18 protein-coding genes and 6 pseudogenes are annotated in these 16503 nt (G+C 67.5%); 14 read left to right on the forward strand and 10 right to left on the reverse strand.

Annotated elements, in window-relative coordinates; all coding sequences use genetic code 11:
* The first annotated feature begins 82 nt into the window (after positions 1 to 82).
* The 5 genes from tgmA (at position 83) to ACZ4YY_RS34815 (ending at position 2855) form a co-directional block, all read left to right on the forward strand.
* Complete coding sequence (gene tgmA / locus ACZ4YY_RS34795) at positions 83 to 379, forward strand: putative ATP-grasp-modified RiPP (protein WP_468299029.1); 297 nt, start codon at positions 83 to 85, stop codon at positions 377 to 379.
* Positions 379 to 723 carry an MvdC/MvdD family ATP grasp protein gene (locus tag ACZ4YY_RS34800; protein ID WP_468299031.1) on the forward strand — a complete coding sequence of 115 codons (345 nt, stop codon included), beginning with the start codon at positions 379 to 381 and terminating at the stop codon, positions 721 to 723. Before tgmA ends, ACZ4YY_RS34800 begins: the two co-directional genes overlap by 1 nt.
* Positions 720 to 1343 (forward strand): MvdC/MvdD family ATP grasp protein, encoded by a 624-nt coding sequence (locus ACZ4YY_RS34805; RefSeq protein WP_468299032.1) that lies wholly within the window; start codon positions 720 to 722, stop codon positions 1341 to 1343. The genes ACZ4YY_RS34800 and ACZ4YY_RS34805 overlap by 4 nt, the downstream gene beginning before the upstream one ends.
* The gene (locus ACZ4YY_RS34810; RefSeq protein ID WP_468299034.1) at positions 1343 to 2308 is read left to right on the forward strand and encodes a methyltransferase domain-containing protein; all 966 of its coding nucleotides are present in this window, start codon (positions 1343 to 1345) and stop codon (positions 2306 to 2308) included. Before ACZ4YY_RS34805 ends, ACZ4YY_RS34810 begins: the two co-directional genes overlap by 1 nt.
* A 229-nt stretch (positions 2309 to 2537) precedes the next feature.
* Positions 2538 to 2855, forward strand: a complete 318-nt coding sequence (locus ACZ4YY_RS34815) for a DUF6087 family protein (protein WP_468299036.1) — start codon at positions 2538 to 2540, stop codon at positions 2853 to 2855.
* 97 nt (positions 2856 to 2952) lie between these two features.
* Here the strand turns inward: ACZ4YY_RS34815 and ACZ4YY_RS34820 are convergent.
* The 3 genes and pseudogenes from ACZ4YY_RS34820 to ACZ4YY_RS34830 all read right to left on the reverse strand — a co-directional run.
* Positions 2953 to 3203 (reverse strand): annotated as a pseudogene (locus ACZ4YY_RS34820) (DUF6233 domain-containing protein); the annotation flags it as partial.
* 61 nt (positions 3204 to 3264) lie between these two features.
* A complete protein-coding gene (locus ACZ4YY_RS34825) occupies positions 3265 to 3363 on the reverse strand; it encodes an excalibur calcium-binding domain-containing protein (RefSeq protein WP_468299038.1) in 99 nt (32 codons plus the stop codon).
* Between the two features lie 357 nt (positions 3364 to 3720).
* Complete coding sequence (locus tag ACZ4YY_RS34830; protein WP_468299040.1) at positions 3721 to 3891, reverse strand: transposase; 171 nt, start codon at positions 3889 to 3891, stop codon at positions 3721 to 3723.
* A gap of 693 nt (positions 3892 to 4584) precedes the next feature.
* On the opposite strand from ACZ4YY_RS34830, the gene ACZ4YY_RS34835 reads away from it, so the two are divergent.
* Positions 4585 to 5049 (forward strand): DUF6623 family protein, encoded by a 465-nt coding sequence (locus ACZ4YY_RS34835; protein ID WP_468299042.1) that lies wholly within the window; start codon positions 4585 to 4587, stop codon positions 5047 to 5049.
* A gap of 176 nt (positions 5050 to 5225) precedes the next feature.
* Positions 5226 to 5677: pseudogene (locus ACZ4YY_RS34840) on the forward strand (transposase); the annotation flags it as partial.
* A 34-nt stretch (positions 5678 to 5711) separates the two neighbouring features.
* Here the strand turns inward: ACZ4YY_RS34840 and ACZ4YY_RS34845 are convergent.
* Positions 5712 to 6230 carry a helix-turn-helix domain-containing protein gene (locus ACZ4YY_RS34845; protein ID WP_468299043.1) on the reverse strand — a complete coding sequence of 173 codons (519 nt, stop codon included), beginning with the start codon at positions 6228 to 6230 and terminating at the stop codon, positions 5712 to 5714.
* Between the two features lie 121 nt (positions 6231 to 6351).
* On the opposite strand from ACZ4YY_RS34845, the gene ACZ4YY_RS34850 reads away from it, so the two are divergent.
* Both ACZ4YY_RS34850 and ACZ4YY_RS34855 read left to right on the forward strand, forming a co-directional pair.
* Entirely contained in the window at positions 6352 to 6843 is a 492-nt protein-coding gene (locus tag ACZ4YY_RS34850; RefSeq protein WP_468299045.1) for a YbaK/EbsC family protein, read from the forward strand.
* Positions 6844 to 6885: 42 nt separating this feature from the next.
* Positions 6886 to 7620, forward strand: coding sequence for an SDR family NAD(P)-dependent oxidoreductase (locus tag ACZ4YY_RS34855; protein WP_468299047.1), 735 nt, complete (start codon positions 6886 to 6888; stop codon positions 7618 to 7620).
* Positions 7621 to 8024: 404 nt separating this feature from the next.
* Here ACZ4YY_RS34855 and ACZ4YY_RS34860 read toward each other — a convergent pair whose 3' ends face one another.
* A complete protein-coding gene (locus ACZ4YY_RS34860; RefSeq protein ID WP_468299049.1) occupies positions 8025 to 8591 on the reverse strand; it encodes a TetR/AcrR family transcriptional regulator in 567 nt (188 codons plus the stop codon).
* Between the two features lie 778 nt (positions 8592 to 9369).
* Positions 9370 to 9843, reverse strand: coding sequence for a hypothetical protein (locus ACZ4YY_RS34865; protein WP_468299051.1), 474 nt, complete (start codon positions 9841 to 9843; stop codon positions 9370 to 9372).
* Between the two features lie 81 nt (positions 9844 to 9924).
* Between ACZ4YY_RS34865 and ACZ4YY_RS34870 the strand changes: the two genes are divergently transcribed.
* The 5 genes and pseudogenes from ACZ4YY_RS34870 (at position 9925) to cas2e (ending at position 12989) form a co-directional block, all read left to right on the forward strand.
* Complete coding sequence (locus ACZ4YY_RS34870) at positions 9925 to 10341, forward strand: PPOX class F420-dependent oxidoreductase (protein WP_468299053.1); 417 nt, start codon at positions 9925 to 9927, stop codon at positions 10339 to 10341.
* A gap of 131 nt (positions 10342 to 10472) precedes the next feature.
* A pseudogene (locus tag ACZ4YY_RS34875) lies at positions 10473 to 10985 on the forward strand (MFS transporter); the annotation flags it as partial.
* Between the two features lie 40 nt (positions 10986 to 11025).
* Positions 11026 to 11664, forward strand: a complete 639-nt coding sequence (locus ACZ4YY_RS34880; protein WP_468299055.1) for a hypothetical protein — start codon at positions 11026 to 11028, stop codon at positions 11662 to 11664.
* Positions 11580 to 12518 (forward strand): annotated as a pseudogene (locus ACZ4YY_RS34885) (carboxylesterase family protein); the annotation flags it as partial. The gene ACZ4YY_RS34880 and the pseudogene ACZ4YY_RS34885, both read left to right, overlap by 85 nt.
* A 154-nt stretch (positions 12519 to 12672) precedes the next feature.
* A pseudogene (gene cas2e, locus ACZ4YY_RS34890) lies at positions 12673 to 12989 on the forward strand (type I-E CRISPR-associated endoribonuclease Cas2e).
* Between the two features lie 152 nt (positions 12990 to 13141).
* Here cas2e and ACZ4YY_RS34895 read toward each other — a convergent pair.
* The 4 genes and pseudogenes from ACZ4YY_RS34895 to ACZ4YY_RS34910 all read right to left on the reverse strand — a co-directional run bounded on the left by ACZ4YY_RS34895 (position 13142) and on the right by ACZ4YY_RS34910 (position 16253).
* Positions 13142 to 13870: a transposase family protein gene (locus ACZ4YY_RS34895; RefSeq protein WP_468299057.1), complete on the reverse strand. Its 729-nt coding sequence runs from the start codon at positions 13868 to 13870 to the stop codon at positions 13142 to 13144.
* Between the two features lie 171 nt (positions 13871 to 14041).
* Positions 14042 to 14596, reverse strand: a complete 555-nt coding sequence (locus tag ACZ4YY_RS34900; protein WP_468299059.1) for a hypothetical protein — start codon at positions 14594 to 14596, stop codon at positions 14042 to 14044.
* Positions 14597 to 14993: 397 nt separating this feature from the next.
* Positions 14994 to 15746, reverse strand: a pseudogene (locus ACZ4YY_RS34905) (transposase); the annotation flags it as partial.
* A gap of 42 nt (positions 15747 to 15788) precedes the next feature.
* On the reverse strand, positions 15789 to 16253 hold the full coding sequence (locus ACZ4YY_RS34910; protein WP_468299061.1) for a MarR family transcriptional regulator: 465 nt from the start codon (positions 16251 to 16253) through the stop codon (positions 15789 to 15791).
* Positions 16254 to 16503 lie beyond the last annotated feature (250 nt).

Genomic DNA, 16503 nt, shown 5'->3' on the forward strand with positions numbered 1-16503 from the left:
TACTGCCCGACTCGTGTTCCCCCACGACAAGGTCCCGTCCCGCGCCGGGGTCCCGCACCACCACGACGAATTGGAGAAAACTGTGACCACAGCTCTGGAACGTGAGGCTTTCTCCCTCACCCCGCCCGGAGGCCGTACCCCGTTCAGTGAGGAAGCACCGTCGGGTGAGCAGACCCGGCCGTGGGCGTTGCGGTTCGCTCGCGTCCCCGACTCCACCGGGGCCGCCCGCATCCCGGCGCACGCCTACGACTACGGCCGCCAGGTCAACATCTCCGACGACGGCGGCCTGCTGACGTGCATGGCGAACACGCACACGCCGACCGTCCCGGACGGCTCGACGACGAACCCGCCGCCGCTGGACGAGGGGCCGAAGGACTGATGACCTCGCCCGTCCTGATCATCGCTGCCTCCGACGACTGGCCCACTGACAGGGTCGTCGTCGAACTGGGGGGCCGGGGAGTCGAGGTATTCCGCATGGACACCGCGGACTTCCCGCAGCAGCTCGCCCTGGCCGGAAGGATCGACCAGGGACGCGCATGGACGGGCGAACTCACCACCGACCACCGGACGGTGGAGCTGTCCCGGGTCGACGCGGTCTACTACCGCGCCCCCGGGGCGTTCCAATTCCCCCAGGGAATGTCTGGCCCGGAGGAGAGGTTCCAAGCCGCCCAAGCCCGCGCCGCCTTGGCGGTGTCCTGTCCGCGCTCGAATGCCGTTGGGTGAACCACCCGACCGCCATGGCCCGCGCCGAGTACAAGCCCGTGCAGCTCGCGGCCGCTCGCGCCTGCGGGCTGCTCATCCCACCCACCCTGATCACGAACAGGCCCGAGGACGTACGGGCATTCGCCGCCGAGACCGCCGGGACGATCGTGTGCAAGCCGGTCGCCTCCCCCGTGCTCATCGAGGACGGCCAGCTCAAGTCCGTGTATACGCAACGCCTGCGCCCGGAGGACCTCGACGACCTGCGGGGGATCAACACCACCGCGCACCTCTTCCAGGCCTGGGTCAGCAAGGAGCACGAGGTTCGTCTCACGGTCGTTGGTGAGCGCATGTTCGCCGTCGCCATCCACGCCGGGAGCGAAGCCGCACACGAGGACTGGCGCAGCGACTACAAGTCCTTGACCTACACCCCCACCACGGTCCCCGAGCAGGCCGCCAAGGGAATGCGGCACCTGATGGAGAGGCTCCAGCTTCGCTACGGGGCCGCAGACTTCATCGTGGGCCCTGACGGGCAGTGGACGTTCCTCGAGGTCAACCCTTGCGGTCAGTGGGACTGGATCCAAGGAGAGACCGGCCTGCCGATCGTCGAAGCCATCGCCGACGAGTTGCAAGGAGGCAACTGATGGACTGGGAACCGTACGCGGCGGGCCTCGCGGCCCGGATCGCGTACCCGGAATCGGACTGGTGGGCACCCGTCGCCGCCACGCCCCGGCACGCGCTCGTAGAGCGCTGGTTCACCCCCAGCGAGGGCGGGTGGACGGTCGTCGACGGGCCGTCCGACAACGCGGCATGGGTGACGGCCGCCTATGCGGACACGACGCTGGTCACGCGAGTCAGGCCCGCACACGCCGATCATGCCGAGCGAGACCAGATCATCGTCGGACACCCCACCTCGTCGGCCACGCTGCCGAGCCTCGTTCTGACGATGCTCCGGCATGGCCGTGTCACCCCGGGCGTTCGACTGCTGGACGTGGCCACCGGATCCGGATACAGCGCTGCCCTGGCCTGCCACCGGCTCGGCGAGCACCTGGTGACGACGCTGGACGTCGACCCATACTTGACGGAGGCCGCGGCCACGCGTCTCGACCGGATCGGCTTGCACCCGACCGTTGTCACCGCCGATGCCGGGAACGAACTTCCGGGGACCTTCGACCGGATCGTGTCCATGGTTTCCATGCCGCGTATCCCCGCTCAGTGGCTGGAAGTTCTCGCCCCCGGCGGCCGGCTCGTGACGACGATTGCGGGCACCGGCCTCATCGTCACCGCCAACAAGACCAACGACGGTGGCGCGACAGGGCGCGTCGAGTGGGATCGAGCCTCCTTCATGGCCACTCGTTCCGGCGACGACTACCCGCCGGCGCTGAACGAGGTGTTCGCCAAGGCCGTCGGCGATGAAGGCGAGGAAGTCACCAAGTCGCCGTTCCCCGTGCTGGATGTCATGCAGGCCTGGGAGGTGTGGTCGATGCTCTCGCTCATGGTCCCCGGCATCGAGCACCACACCGGCACCGGTGACGACGGCAGCCGCATGACGTGGATGCTGCATGCGGACGGGTCCTGGGCGCGGGCGAGCACCAGGCCGGGCGGGTGACCGCGACGGTGCACCAGAGCGGCCCGCGCCGCCTGTATACGACGAGCTCGAGGAAATCCGCTGGTGGTGGCTGTGCCACGGCCAACTCCCCGTATATGGGGCACGGGTCACCATCACCCCGGACGGCAAAACGACTCTGTCACGCGACGGGTGGTCAGCAACGCTGTAGGTCCTGTGGCGGCGCTGATACGGCAGACTGGACGAGATCCGACAAGGGAGGGAGCACCCCATGGAAGACGAACCTCTCGAGGAGTGGGCGGCCCGCCGTGAACAGCGCCGTCCCACGCCCGGGGAACGTCGGGCCGTCCCGCTCGGCGAACAGCCGGAGCAGGGTTCCCATGTCGCCCCAGACACGCCCCGCGGCATCCAGGAGTGGGACGGACACGAGTGGACGCCGGCCGGAGTCGCCCAGGACCAAGAGGCCGCCGCGGGCGAGGCCGGTGAGGACGCAGCGCTCCGGGCCGAACGGGTCCCTCTGCCGACGTTCAGCAAGCTACCTCCGGCGCCTGAACCCTGGCGGCCGACCACGCCGTGGCACCGGCCTTAACTCCACCTGGCCCGCCCTCCACTGCGCCCCCCGAGCCCGTCCGGTTCGGGGGGCGCAGCCGTTGGGGTGTAACAGAACACGGCCGTTGACGTTCGCTCGGCGCGCCCTGCGGAGCCTCTTCGTAGTCCGGCGCGTGCAGCACACCCCGGGCCGGGCCCCGCCCCTCACGCACCTTCGCCAGCACCCACCCCGAAGGGCGGCGCTCCCCGAGCACCTCGCGGACCGCCGACTTCGGTGACGGCTCCAGCCGCTCGGTGGCGCCTGGTCGTAGTCGACGCCGTCGACCGGCGGCACATGGTCGGGCGCGCGGACCCACACCCGGTACTCCGCCGCCTCCGCGCCGCCGTCCAACTGGTGGATGGGCAGTATTCGCAGCATGCGCTATTGGCACCGCGGGTCTGTCAGCGGATCAGTCGGCCTCGCAGCCGATGCCGTCACCGTCTCGGTCAAGGCGGTGCGGGTCGCCGGGGCCGACCCAGACGGGGCCTGGCAGGTCCGAGCAGTCCACATCGGGCGCACCGGCGGGAGGTCCGTCCGGGAGGTCTGGGCGTGCCGGGGTGTCCGGGGCGGAATCAGGTGAGTCCGGGGGAGACGTGGAGGTCTCCGGCTGCTCGGGGCAGGCGGTCCACAGGCCGGCTCCGGCCTGCTGGGCGGCGTTTTCGGCGTCAGAGATCCTGGTCCAGTACTTGTTCGCGAGGACTGCGGTGATCCAGGGATGCTTGAGGCGCTTGGGCCCTCTGGGGCCACGGGGGCCACGAGGGCCACGGGGCCACGGGGACGAGGTTGCCAGGGCTGGTCGCGCGAGGCGTTCGCGTCAGGAGGCGGAGAAGGGCACATGGCGCCCTCCAGGGGTGGCGAATGCTGCTTACCAGGACAGCACTGGCCTTGCCCGCCACTTGATGCCGTTGTCGATGAGGTAGCGCACCGTGTCGATCATCTGCCGGTGGCAGTAGCCCTCTGGCCGGCCGACCCGGCCCGCCATCCAGGCTGGCACCGGCAGCAGATCCCGCACCAGCGCCCACTCCGCATCGCTCATGTCCGAGTCGTACCGCCGCACCCGGCCAGGCCGGTCGCCCGCGTTCCCGAACCGGTGGGCGAGACAGCCACACTCCCGGGTGGCCAGGCTGGATTCCCCGACCACTACCACGCAACACTTCGACATCAGAGCCTCTTGCCACTCGCTGGATTCGACAACCGCGAGCTACCAAGAGGCCCTTCCTCTATGCCCTACCAGCAGCCAAGTCACCCGATCCAGCACCCCGTTCGAAGCGGATCGACCACGCGAGCGGATAGAGAACAGCCAGTTAGTTAGGCGGCCACTCGACGGAATCGGTAAGGGTCCCCTGATCCCATGCTCGCATTCCGGCCTTGCGCTCGCGTAGCTACGGCCAGGTGACAAGTAGCACTGGGCTGAAGAGGCTCGCTGCGGGATCATTCCACTCGCCGCTCCGAACCACCCACACCGTGCAGACCAGGGCACCGGAGCGCGGCAGGCGGAAGTGACATCCGACGTTCTCTTTCCCCCAGCCGGCGCGCGCCGGGAAGTTCGGCCTTGGGCCAACCAGTTGCGACACCGAGCCTGGAGTTCGACACTGAGTTCTAACGGATATGTAAGTCGACCAGAAGCGCCCGGCAAGAGGTTATATGCCGAGGTCGTTGGTCTAGAGCTGCATCCAGTGAACGTCCAAGCATAACGTTACTTGAATGACCGTACGCTCAAGGAGGTATCGTGGGACTGCATGCAAGTTGGGCTCACGGAAATGCGGTTACCGTTGAGTCCCCAGAAAATCTGGCCCGCGTGGGGTACCTCGGTTGGGGTGGCGACATGCTGATCCGCCCCGGGAAGTCGAGCTGGTTTCACATCCCGATCCCGACTCCAGTGATCGTTCCTGAAGGTCGGACAAACCTGCACCGGGTCTTTCTTATGGTCCTCACAAATCGAGGATTCGGCACCATCAGGAGCGTCCATGTTTACGATGGAGCGTCCGTTGTTCAAAAATTTGATGGTCTTTCCCTGCAAGGCGACCATCGTGGGGCTATAAATGGGCAGAATACCTTCAACCTGAGCCCGCCGCATAGGGTGTCTGTCGGTATCGGTATTTCGTTCCTGTGCGTCGCGGCAATTGGGTTCGATAGTCCCATACCGCCATCAGCTATGACCATCGCTAGCGCAGGCGGTGATTTCACGACCTGACGGATTCAACTCAACTCGGGCCTCGGCGAAGTTTTCGATCAAGCTGCCGGAACCACCGAAAGGCACTCGTCGCCTGGGTCCTCGTGGTCCGAAGTGCAACCGTTCGTCGAGGTATCCGAGGTCGCGGGGACCATACCCGCTTCCCAGTGCTTCGCCCTCCAAAAGTCCGCGAGCGCCACCCCGCCATCACCAAAGCCTGGGCCGACAACGGCTACAAGACCAAAGCCGTCGAACAAGCCGCCCACCTCGGCATCAACCTCGAAATCGTCCAACACGACCCCACCACCCGAGGCTTCCACGTCCAACCCCGCCGCTGGGTCATCGAACGCACCCTCGGCTGGCTCATGCACCACCGCCGCCTGGCCCGCGACTACAAAACTCACCCACACCGCTTAGCCGCCATGATCCAACTCGCCTCTCTCGGCGGCGTGAGCGGCACGTGCTGGGACCTGCACGAGTGCGGCTCTCCGGACTCACTCACCTCGGCGAGGCCGGAGCGAGCCTGCTGATGCTCATGGCAAAGTCCCGGCACAAGAAGCCCGAGAACGTACGGCGTTACTTCCAGCCCTCAGCGGACGCGGTCACCGAAATCACCAGTCTTCTCGCGCCCGGCGACAGCAGGCGCTGACCGCTGTTGGCCCGGCGTGGGGCCGGATGAGGTTTCACTGGGGGTAGCGCACGATCAGCAGAGCCTCGACGTCTTCGGACGGTGCTTGGTACAGGTGCGGAACGTCGGCGGCCCAACTGCCATGCATGGCGGGGCCGATCAGGGCAGGAGCGGAGATTGTGCCGACGCGCGCGGTGCCGGCTAGGACGAAGATGTGCTCTGTTGTGCCGGGGGTGTGGGCGGCAGACTCCTGCGTCGTTCCGGCCCGGATGCGTACTCGGTAGGTTTCCGTGACCGCCGCTGCAGTCTCAAATCGCTCGGTGAGGACGGCGTCCACGGCGTGACCGGAGACCTTGGTGGGAAACGCGAGGTTGTGCAGCGCTGTGCTGAGCGGCACTTTGAGGGCCGTCGTCAGAGCGTAGAGCGTCTCCAGAGTGGGATTGCGCCGGCCGCTCTCCAACTCGGAGAGCGTCCCTTTGCCGATCTTGGACCTGCGGGCCAGCTCGGACAGTGACATCCCCTGCGCTTCGCGCAATTCCCGCAGGCGCAATCCGACGCGAGTGGCCAGGTCCATGGGGAGCCCCTCCTTGTTGCCGAGGCCAGTTGATCCGATGCCGCGTGAGATCTATCGTTCCACATACGGAACGTTCTGTATATGGAACACATGATGATGCGACCTCGTATGAAGGAGTCCCATGGGGCCTCAGGAAAACGCGTCCCTGCCCGTTCGCAGCATGCAGGTGGCCCGCGTCCTCGCTGCGGCCGGCGTCGAGGGTCAGGTACGCGAGCTGACGGAATCGACGCGCACGGCCCCCGAGGCCGCCTCGGCCCTGGGGTGCGACGTGGGTGCGATTGCCAACAGCCTCGTGTTCATCTCCGATGATGAACCCGTACTGGTTCTGACCAGCGGTCGGCACAAGGTGGACACCACCGCACTCGCCGTCCGATGGGGACGTGGCAAGCTACAGCGCGCCACCCCAGAGCAGGTGCGCCAGGCCACCGGGCAAGCGATCGGCGGTGTGGCCCCCGTCGGCCACCCCCGTGCACTTCCCACCGTGGTCGATGCGACCCTGGCCGACTATGCCCAGGTCTGGGCCGCCGCCGGAACTCCCCGCACGGTCTTCCCCACCACTGCTGGCGAACTCGTCCGGCTCACAGGTGGACTTCTGCTCCCGGTCGGCCCATGAGGAAGGGGTCCGTCGGCCCGGGGACGGATCTGTCCGGGCAGGTTGCTCTGGTCACCGGGGGGCTCGACCGGGCTCGGCCGGGCCATCGCGCTCGGTCTGGCGTCCGCCGGATGCACGACGGTGGTGGCCAGCAGACGGTCAGAGGTGTGCCGTCAAGCGGCGGCCGAGATCGCTGCCCAGACGGGCGGTGCTGTCTTGGGCCTCGCCTGCGACGTAACAGAGGAGGGCGAGGTTCACCACCTCGTCGAGAAGATCGTCACCGAGTACGGCCGCGTGGACGTGCTGGTGACCAGCGCCGGAATCCAGGCCCGAGGCGAGCTCGGGGCGCTCGACGCTGTCACGTTGCGCCGCTGCCTGGATGTCAATGTCGTCGGAACCTTCCTCGCCTGCCAGGCGACCGTGCCGGTGATGCGCAGTGCCGGGTATGGCCGCATCGTCACCATGGCCAGTGCTCTCGGGCTCGTCGGTGCCGCAGGCCGGGCAGGCTACGCGGCCAGCAAGGGCGCGGTCGTCCAACTCACCCGCAGCCTCGGTGCCGAACTCGCCGGCACCGGCATCTGTGTCAACGCGCTGGCGCCCGGTCCCTTTCGCACACCATTGAACGACGGCATCGATGACGACCCGCACGTACAGGACCTCCTCGATCACCAGGTCCCCATGGGGCGCTGGGCCGACCCTGAAGAACTGGTCGGCGCGGCAGTCCTGCTGGCCAGCCCAGCGGCCTCTTACCTCACGGGTGCCGTACTTCCGGTCGACGGAGGCTGGACCGCCCACTGACGGCGACGGTCCCCGGCCGCCCCCGGCCGAGGGCAATTCGATCTGCCGAGGGTATGCCTGTTCGGTATGTCACTTACCGGGCCCGCCGCTGAAGAACACAAGTGGGTGCAGCGAGCCGCCGTCTCTGGCGCCTCGCTGCACCCATTCCGATGCTGAACAGCGCCAGCGTGGGGATGAAGGTGACCCGACAGGAGGCGGTCACTCGTCCTCGGGGGCATGCGGATCGCGTAGGGGCGCAGTCCGCCGGGTATGTCGGGGAGCTGGAAGGAGTAGCGGCCGAGCATGTTGATGTGGTGCCGCACGAACGGGGAGAGGCGGGCGACGTCCTCGTCGCGGACGTCGAAGCCGTCCGCGCGGCCGCGAGCCTCTCATACGCGGCGGAGGCGAGTGACGCACGCTGTCCGTCACAGGATGCGCCGCACGGCCTCCATGATCGCGCTCCGGCATTCCGCCGGGTCCGACGTCAGGAGAGTCGTCGCCGGCATGCTCGCGGCATTCGTCGGGCTCCAGGCCGAGGCGATGGCCAGGACGAGGGTGAGAAGCGTGGCCGGGGCGAAGTCCGATGTGCCCACTTGGTCCTTGCGGACCGCTTCCAACGAGGCGAGCTTGTTATTGCGGGTCGGCGCGGCGACGGCAGGGTCCCGTTCCACGGCAGTGCCGCGTTCCAGTCGGTGCCAGGTCGCCAGGCGGAGCACCTCGGGGTGCTTCTGGTAGAAGTCGAACAGTCGCCCGGCGTAGTCCGGCAGGTCGTCAGGTGTGAAGGGCACCATGTCGAGGCCTCGCCGGACGTGTGCGTCGAAGACGGCGTCGAAGAGCCCGTCCTTGTTGCAGAAGTAGACGTATATGAGGTTCTTGTTCGCCGAGGCAGCCTTGGCAATCCGGTCGACTCGGGCTCCCGCGATCCCGTATGCCGCGAACTCCTCCGTCGCCGCCTGGAGGATGCGCGCCTTCGTGGCTTCGGCTCGGGACATGGGGGGCATATTAACAGCGCCTAATGGGCCTGGCTGTGGCGAAGAGACTCGGTGCCGTTGCCGTCGGCAGATGAGCGCTTTAACCGCCGGAACCGGTGAGTTCGGTGGTCAGACCGTGCCCCGATGGTCGGCCGGGAGGCCGGACCGCTGATGGGGTGGCGTGCCTGCCCTTGGTGGTGTGAGCATTGAATGCATGAGGCCGTGCGCCGCCTCACGTAGGCCGCGGAGAGCGAAGTGCCTGAAAGCGCAGCTGAGTTGCCCCTGATCGGCGATGGCTGGGACGAAGGCCGACGCGATGTGGAGACCCGGGACGAGGCGGGCCGGAAGCCACAGCGGAGCTGCCCGAGGGAGTGGAGGGCATCGTGAAGCCGCACCAACTCGTCGCGCGGCACGGCGGGGATACCTGGGTCCGGCCGGGTGGTAGTGGGGATCGAAACCGACCGCGGTTCGCGGGTGCAGGCCCTGATCGCCTCCGGTTGCCAGGGAGGACGAGGTAGGTAGCCGGGAGGCGTACTGCCTCCGGTGATGTCGGACGCGGTCCACTATCTGGTGGACAACGGCATCAAGTGGCGAGCAACGTCATTGGGCGCCCCGCCGTGGAATCCTCCCGGTCCATGCCCTCTTCCGACGCCGTCGTGACCACGGTCTGGTCATCGAGATCCACGACTGGCCGCGCGGGAAACTCCGTGAGAAGGCGGGCCGGCTCGGAGCCGAGTGTCGGTGTGATCGACTCCCGGCCGGTGAAAGGCGGACGCCGTCGTGGGCCCGGCGGGTGTCGTCACCTCAGTCCGAGTGCGTCGATCAGTGCCTCGGAAGCGAGCAGCATGACGGTGCACCACAGGGTGACGCCTGCCATGAGCCAGCCGATCAGCTGCCACCGAGGCAGGCCCAGCGCCGTGCCCAGCATGGCCGATCCCCAGGTGCCGAAGAGCGCCGGCCCGATGATGCCGAAGCCGATGACGCCGTACCGGTTCACCACGCGCCGGGCCCGTCGGCCGGTGGGGCCGTCGAGTCGGTTCCGACGTTTCCCGGGCGGTGCCCCGGTGGTGATGGGTCGCCGCTTCGAGCGGCAGACCTGCCAGCGGGTACGCAGCCATCCGACCGTGAAGACGGCGGACAGCAGGCACCCGGCCGCGCCGAGAAGCACGGCGAGGAGTGCGATGGGCGGTGCGAGGGAGATCGAGAGGCCGAACGGCACGGCCGGGGTACCCAGGGTGAATCCGGCGAGCACGGCCCAGGCGAAGTTCAGCACGGTATCGCTCCTCGTCGGGTGGGGCGGAAGCCGCGTCGGGTCGCGGCGACAGTGTGCTAACTAACCAGTTAGTCTAGCGTGGTGGCCACCTCACCATTCCCCTCAGCACCTTTACCGAGCGGCTCGGTTGAGCGACTGGCGGCATGCAGGTACGTACTTCTCACGACGTTCCGCCGGGACGGGCGGGCGGTGCCCACTCCGGTGTGGGTGATGAGGGACGGGGACTGCCTGGCCGTGTGGAGCGTAGCCGACGCCGGCAAGGTCAAACGGATCCGAAACAGCGGCCGGGTGACCGTCGCCCCGTGTGACTGGCGGGGGACCCCGAAGGGAGAGTCTGTGTCGGGTGTCGCCGAGTTGCCCGCGGATCAGGACACCCTTCACTACCTCGACTTGATGAAGCGCAAGTACGGTCTCGTCGCGCGGGTCGGCTTGCTCGGTAGTCGACTGAAGGGGCCCGGGCACCGCACGGTGGGCATCCGGATCCGACTCACGGAGTGACCCTCAAGGCCCCTTGCCGTGTCCGTCATGTCCCGTCCGAACCCTTGTTGACGGACCCTCGGATCTCCGGCCTTGCGCCAGAAGGTCAACCATCTAGTTAGTCAAATATTTCCGAACGGAGTGGCCCCGCCATGTCGTTATCCACCGGCGAACCCACCAGCATTCCGCCCGAGTCGGGACCTTCGTCCCCGCGGTCCTCGCGGCGGTGGTGGGCGCTGGCCGTGATCGCTCTGGCTCAGCTGATGATCATGCTGGACGCCACCATCGTGAACATCGCGCTGCCGTCCGCCCAGACCGACCTGGGCTTCTCCGACAACGACAGGCAGTGGATCGTCACCGCCTACGCACTCACCTTCGGTAGTTTGCTGCTGATCGGCGGGCGTATCGCCGATCTCTTCGGCCGCAAGGAGACCTTCCTCGCGGGTGTCGTCGGTTTCGCCGCCGCCTCGGTGCTCGGCGGAGCCGTCGGCAACTTCGAACTCCTGGTGCTGGCCAGAGCGCTCCAGGGCGTCTCGGGTGCCCTGCTGGCGCCGGCGGCCCTCTCTTTGCTGACGACCATCTTCACCGACGTCAAGGAACGGGGCCGGGCCTTCGCGCTCTTCGGTGCCATCGCGGGCGCCGGCGGGGCGCTCGGCAATCTGCTTAGCCCCGGGCGACCCAACGCGCCAAGCTCGACGTCCCCGGATGCGCAGGGGTAGCAGCGGCCGGTCCGTCGTCGACTGCCAGTACGCGAAGAGGGCGAGCAGGCGCTGCTGGGCGTGGGCGTGGTCTGGTTCACCCGCCTGGAGCTGGACAGCACTTACGTGGGAGGCATTTCGCAGCACCACGCAGCAGATCGGTGGTTCGCTGGGAATCGCCGTCCTCAACACGCTGACCGCCCAGTTCCTGCACCGGGGCGCCCACGCCCTGGTCCTCGACCACCGGCGGATCTCCCACCTGTGGGCCAAGGCCCTGCCGACGGTGACCCACCGCGGCAACACCGCCGGCATCCACGACGCCCTGGTCGGCCCCGCCGACGAACTCCGACGCCGCAACGACCTCGCCGCCGACCAGCTCGCCGCCGTGCCGCGGCTGATCGTCGCGATGGACAGCGCCAACGGCACAATGCGTCGGCTCGCCCGCTACTGTCCTGAGGCGGACAGGCGGTTCTCTCCGCATCCGTACTCAGAAACCGGTCGCGGTCTGGGGCCGACAAGTCGTTCGCGAAGTCGCAAAAGGCTGTGGGAGGCTGGTGGCGTATGGGTGACAAGTCATGGGTGGGGGCGGTTTTCCGCACGACGAGCGGCCGTGTGCGCGGCAGGCGATCGCTCGACGGCGTTATAGCTGTCCTCGGTATCCCGTACGCCGCCGTGCCCTTCGGTCCCAACCGTTTCCGCGAGCCGCAGCCTGTTCCCGGCTGGAGCGCATCGCGAGACTGCACGGGCTTCGGCCCCATCGCGCCGCAGTCGGCGGAACTGCCCGGTTCGCCGGTGTGGCGCCCCGGGGACGAGGACATTCTCACCGTCAACGTGTGGGTACAGCAGCAGCCGGATGGCAGCCCGCTGCCGGTGCTGTTCTGGATCCACGGCGGCGCCTACACCTTCGGCTCCTCCGCCCAGCCCGACTTCGACGGCACCGCGCTCGCCCGTACCGGACTGGTCGTGGTCAGCTGCAACTACCGGGTAGGCTTCGAAGGCTTCGGCCATGTGCCGGGCTTCCCCGACAACCGCGGACTGCTCGACCAGGCGGCCGCTCTGCGCTGGGTTCGGGAGAACATCGCCGCATTCGGTGGCGACCCCGACAGAGTCACAGTCGCCGGGCACTCCGCCGGAGCGGGATCAGTTGCCTGCTTGATGGCCATGGAGCAGGCGCGCGGGTTGTTCCGGAGGGCCATCACCCACAGCGTGCCCAACGCCTTCTTCACTGTCGAGGTCGCCGCCGCGATCGCATCAAGGATCGCGGCCGAGGCCGGGGTAGCGCCGACGGGCGACGGACTGCTCTCCGCCTCACCGCAGGAACTGGTGGCCGCCTCTGACAAGGTCGCCGGACAGTGCGAGGACGACCCCGTAGTGGCGATCCAGGCATTCGACCCGGTGGTCTTCCAGCCTGTCGTTGACGGCGACGTGCTGCCCATGGAACCGCTCTCCGCGCTGGCCGCCGGCACCTCCCGCGATGTAGACCTCCTGGTGTGCCACACTCCCTGCTGACCCCGCCCCACGCCCATACGACCACAGCCGACGGCGACACGGACGAGGAACACTTCGAACGGCGTGACGTGCGGATGGTCCACCTCTGGGACCCCAAAGCCGGAGTCCTCCCAGCAGGCGTCAACTACGCCAAAGGAGGCGACTGATGCCCTCCATGGTCGTCATCGCCACCACCGCGGTCCCCGACCGCTTACGCGGCGCCCTCAGCCGGTGGACCAGCGAAGTAGTGCCGGCATCTTCGTCGGCAGCGTTTCGGCCCGCGTCCGCGATGAACTCTGGCAAGCCGTTACCGAAGCCGTGGGCAACGGCGCCGCCATCCTCGTCCACCCCGCCGCCACGGAACAGGGCTACGCCATCCGCACCGCAGGAACCCGCCGCCGGGTCCCCGTCGACTTCGACGGCCTTACCTTGATCCGCATGACCGCCGTGCCAAAAGTAAAGAAAACGGAAAGCCCCTCTTAAGGTGCAGGTCAGAGAGGGTCCTCCCCGCCGATGCGGGGATGCTCCGAAGTAAGACTCCGCCAACTTGAAGTCGCAGGTCAAAGGGCTGGTGTGAGCGGATCGCAGGGTATTCATGCCAGTCGTGGGTGGGAGGCAGTGGAGAAGATCGTCCGTCAGCGGTTGACTTCGAGGTTCGTCAGGACGAGCAGAGCGCGCAGGAGCTGGGTAGCGCGGGCGGGGTCGGTACGCAGTTTGGTAAGGATCCGCCAGTTCTTGAGGTGGGCGAAGCCGTGCTCGACCGGTGCCCGTCCAACGGCGAGGACGCGGTTTGCGGTCTTCTGGCCGGGGGTGAGTTTGTGGGTGCGGCTGGCGGTGTAACCGGTGACGATCACGGGGTCACGCAGGTCGTTGTCCAGGCCGCGGAAGCCGAGGTCGGCCAGCGTCCCGAGGCCGGCGGTACGCAGGTGAGCCAGGATGTGGTCGTGGCGGGCGGCGGTGTTGTCGTGGGTGCGGCCGGGCCGGGCGGCGGAGATCCAGATCAAGCGGCCGTTCTCGTCGGTCAGGGCGAGAAAGTGCAGGCCATGGCTTCGGTGCTTGCCGGAGTAGTTGCGCCGGTCGGCCTTCCCAGTTCGGCGCTGGGTGCGGATGAGGGTGCCGTCGATCAGGACCACCTCCCCGCCCTGCCTGGCGACCTTCTTCAAGGCTCGGTCCAGGCGCGGCGCCTGGGCGGCGAGCAGTCCGATCAGCTCGTCGCGCCAGTGGCGGACGGTGGACTCGGACACGTCGTTGCCGCCGGCCATGTCGGCCAGTCGCTCGTCATGGCGCAGTACCGCCAGGACGATCACCGCGATCTTCCCCGGCGGCAGGATCCGCCACCTGTCCAGCAGCTCGGGATCCAGCATGCAAGGGATCGTAGAGGGCCGTCGAACGCAGCGGGCAACAACTGGAAAGCCAGCGAGGTTCAGGCAGGGGCGGATCAATGGCACTGGCGAAAGCGGCCCGGCACCGCCATGTGCTGGCAGCGATCTGTCGCGACGGCGTGCCGGGACCGGCTGGGCTTTCCGTCGTGTGGGTCAGGTCCACCCAGCGGACTTGAGAATCGCGGAGGCGACGCCGGGGAGCGGTACGTGGGTGGTGTCGACAGTGAAGTCGGCGATGTCAGCCTGATCGAGGATCTGGTGGAGCTGGCCGGCCCGTTCCAGATGCCAGGGCAGGGATTCGGGGTCGTGGTCGGCTTCGTGACGGCGCTGGAGCCGGGTGTGCACGACAGGAAGGTCCGCTGTCAGGCGGCAGACCCTGAGCGGCATGCCGATGGCGGCTTGGTAGCCGTCGCGGTCGGCCATGTTCTCGGCGACCCCGGCAAGAATCAACCGCCGTACACCGGCATCAAGGTAGTTGGCCGTCAACGCGCGCAGGTTACGCAGCAGCAGGGCGAAGTTGAACGGGTCGCCGTCAGGGGCGGGCCATGTCTGGCAGAGCCGGTCCAGGTCCATGACCGCATGCGGCACACCGGCCTCAGAGAGGAGATCGCCCATCAGACCGGCGGCAGTGGTCTTGCCGACGCCGACAGTGCCGGTGATCAGCAGCGCGCACGGCTCTGCCCCATTCGCATGGTCAGGGTGGTTCATCACTGCCCTTCTGCTGATCTGCACATTATGACGGGCGCGACGAATTCAAGTTCCAAATTTTTCGAGGCTTGCGAAGAACGGCCCGTCCCTCGGCCCAGACGAACGATCTCCTCCTCAGACAGCCGCCCACGACCAGCACGAGTACCCATAGAGCTGGTCACACCAGCCCTTTGACCTGCGTCTTCAAGTTGGCGGAGCCTCACTGACGCACCAGCTGACGCGTCCGCGGCGCGAACGCAACCGAGGCCGGCCGTCAATGCGGCGGCGCCGTTGTGCGGGGGACGTCGGCGGGAGAGAGGTCGGGGCGGGCACGGTGCCAGCGTGCGGGGTGGCGCCACCGGCCGGAGGCATCGCGGGCGACGTCGATGCCCACTTCCACTACCAGCTCGGGTTCCTGGTTGTGCAGGCGGGCGATGCCGAGCATGGCGTGGTGTACGCCGTCGCCCTTGAGGCGACAGTCTCGGAGAATCTTCCAGCCCTTCATACGGGCGAAGGCGTGCTCGACGCGGGCGCGGACCTTGCGGTGGGAGGCGTTGTGCTCCTCTTTCCATGGCGGGAGTTCGGCCTTGCCGCGCTCGCGGCGGTGCGGGATGACCAGGCCGGTGCCCTGGTAGCCGCCGTCCGCGATGACCGTGGTCTGGCCGACAGCCTCCTTCGCACCGGACAGCTCCCACGCCTTGCAGTCGTTGCGGTTGCCGGGCAACGGCCGGCCGACAGCAACGACGAGCCGGGTGTCGGCGTCGATGACGACCTGGTGATTGGTCGAGTACCGGTAGTTCTTGGACTGCTCGGCGATGCTGTGGTCGCGGGTGGGAACCAAGGTGCCGTAAACGATCAACACGGCGTCCTTGCGGAAGCGCTTGCGCTGCTGCAGGGCGAGCAACGGCCCGAGGTGGTCGACGACGCGGTCGGCCGCAGACTTGGAGACCCCGAACAGCGGCGCGAGCTGCCGCATGGTCAGGTTGGTCCGCCAGTACGCGGCGACCAGCACGACCCGATCCTCAAGAGGCAGGCTCAACGGCCGACCCTTGCGGACCGGGTCCGCGACCTCCCGACGCAGTGCCGTGATCAGCTTGCCGAACCGACTCATGCTCAAACCGGTGAACGGGGCTATCCAGGACGACTCCGACGCCGTGATCACACCAGCCACACCGAGATGTTCTCACCCATGAACGGCTGCCTACGGCACCCGTCAGTCGGGCAGGTTGCCGTCGCCACCCAGGTTGGCGACGATACGTCGCAGGACGTTGACTGTGGTCACGAAGTCGGCCGTATCAATGCCTTCGTGCATCTGCTGATGCACGCGCAAGTTGCGCTCCCTGGCCCGCAGCCGCCCGTCCTCTCCTGCCTCGGTCAAAGTCATGAGCCCTGCGTCCTCCGTCAGCCAACCGCGGGCGACAAGGTCATCGAAGACACTATTGAAGTCGATCCCGAGGTCCTCGTACTTCGCCAGCCGCTCGATCAACATTGCGCGGGTCCACTTACCCGGCTCCCCGGCAACGTGGTTGAGTGTCCACCAATGCGGCTGCGTGAGATCCTCCACCGCTAACTGCGCACGGAGGGCACCGACCACCTGCCGGTATGCCTCGCCAGTCCATGAACCGATGGGCTGAGCAGCCAACTCCTCCTGCGAGTACTCCCTGAGCGTCACGCTCACGTGCCCCTCCTTCTCGTGATCGACAGAACGCGATCACCGTAGACCCTCAGGTTCAGTTGAGGTCAAGGCGTTTCAGGGCTCGTTCACAGCATCACGCGAGGCTGAACCCCGAGGGGCGCGGCCCACCTCAGAGAGCACTAACGGGACAGCCCTTAAGCAGCGGTTCTCCACCGATGATCAGCGCCCGCGCCATGGCCATCATCCTGCGCCTTCCCCGCTCCCGACCGCAGCCCGGGACACCGCGTGGCTG

This window comes from Streptomyces sp. NPDC030143, from assembly GCF_055573695.1.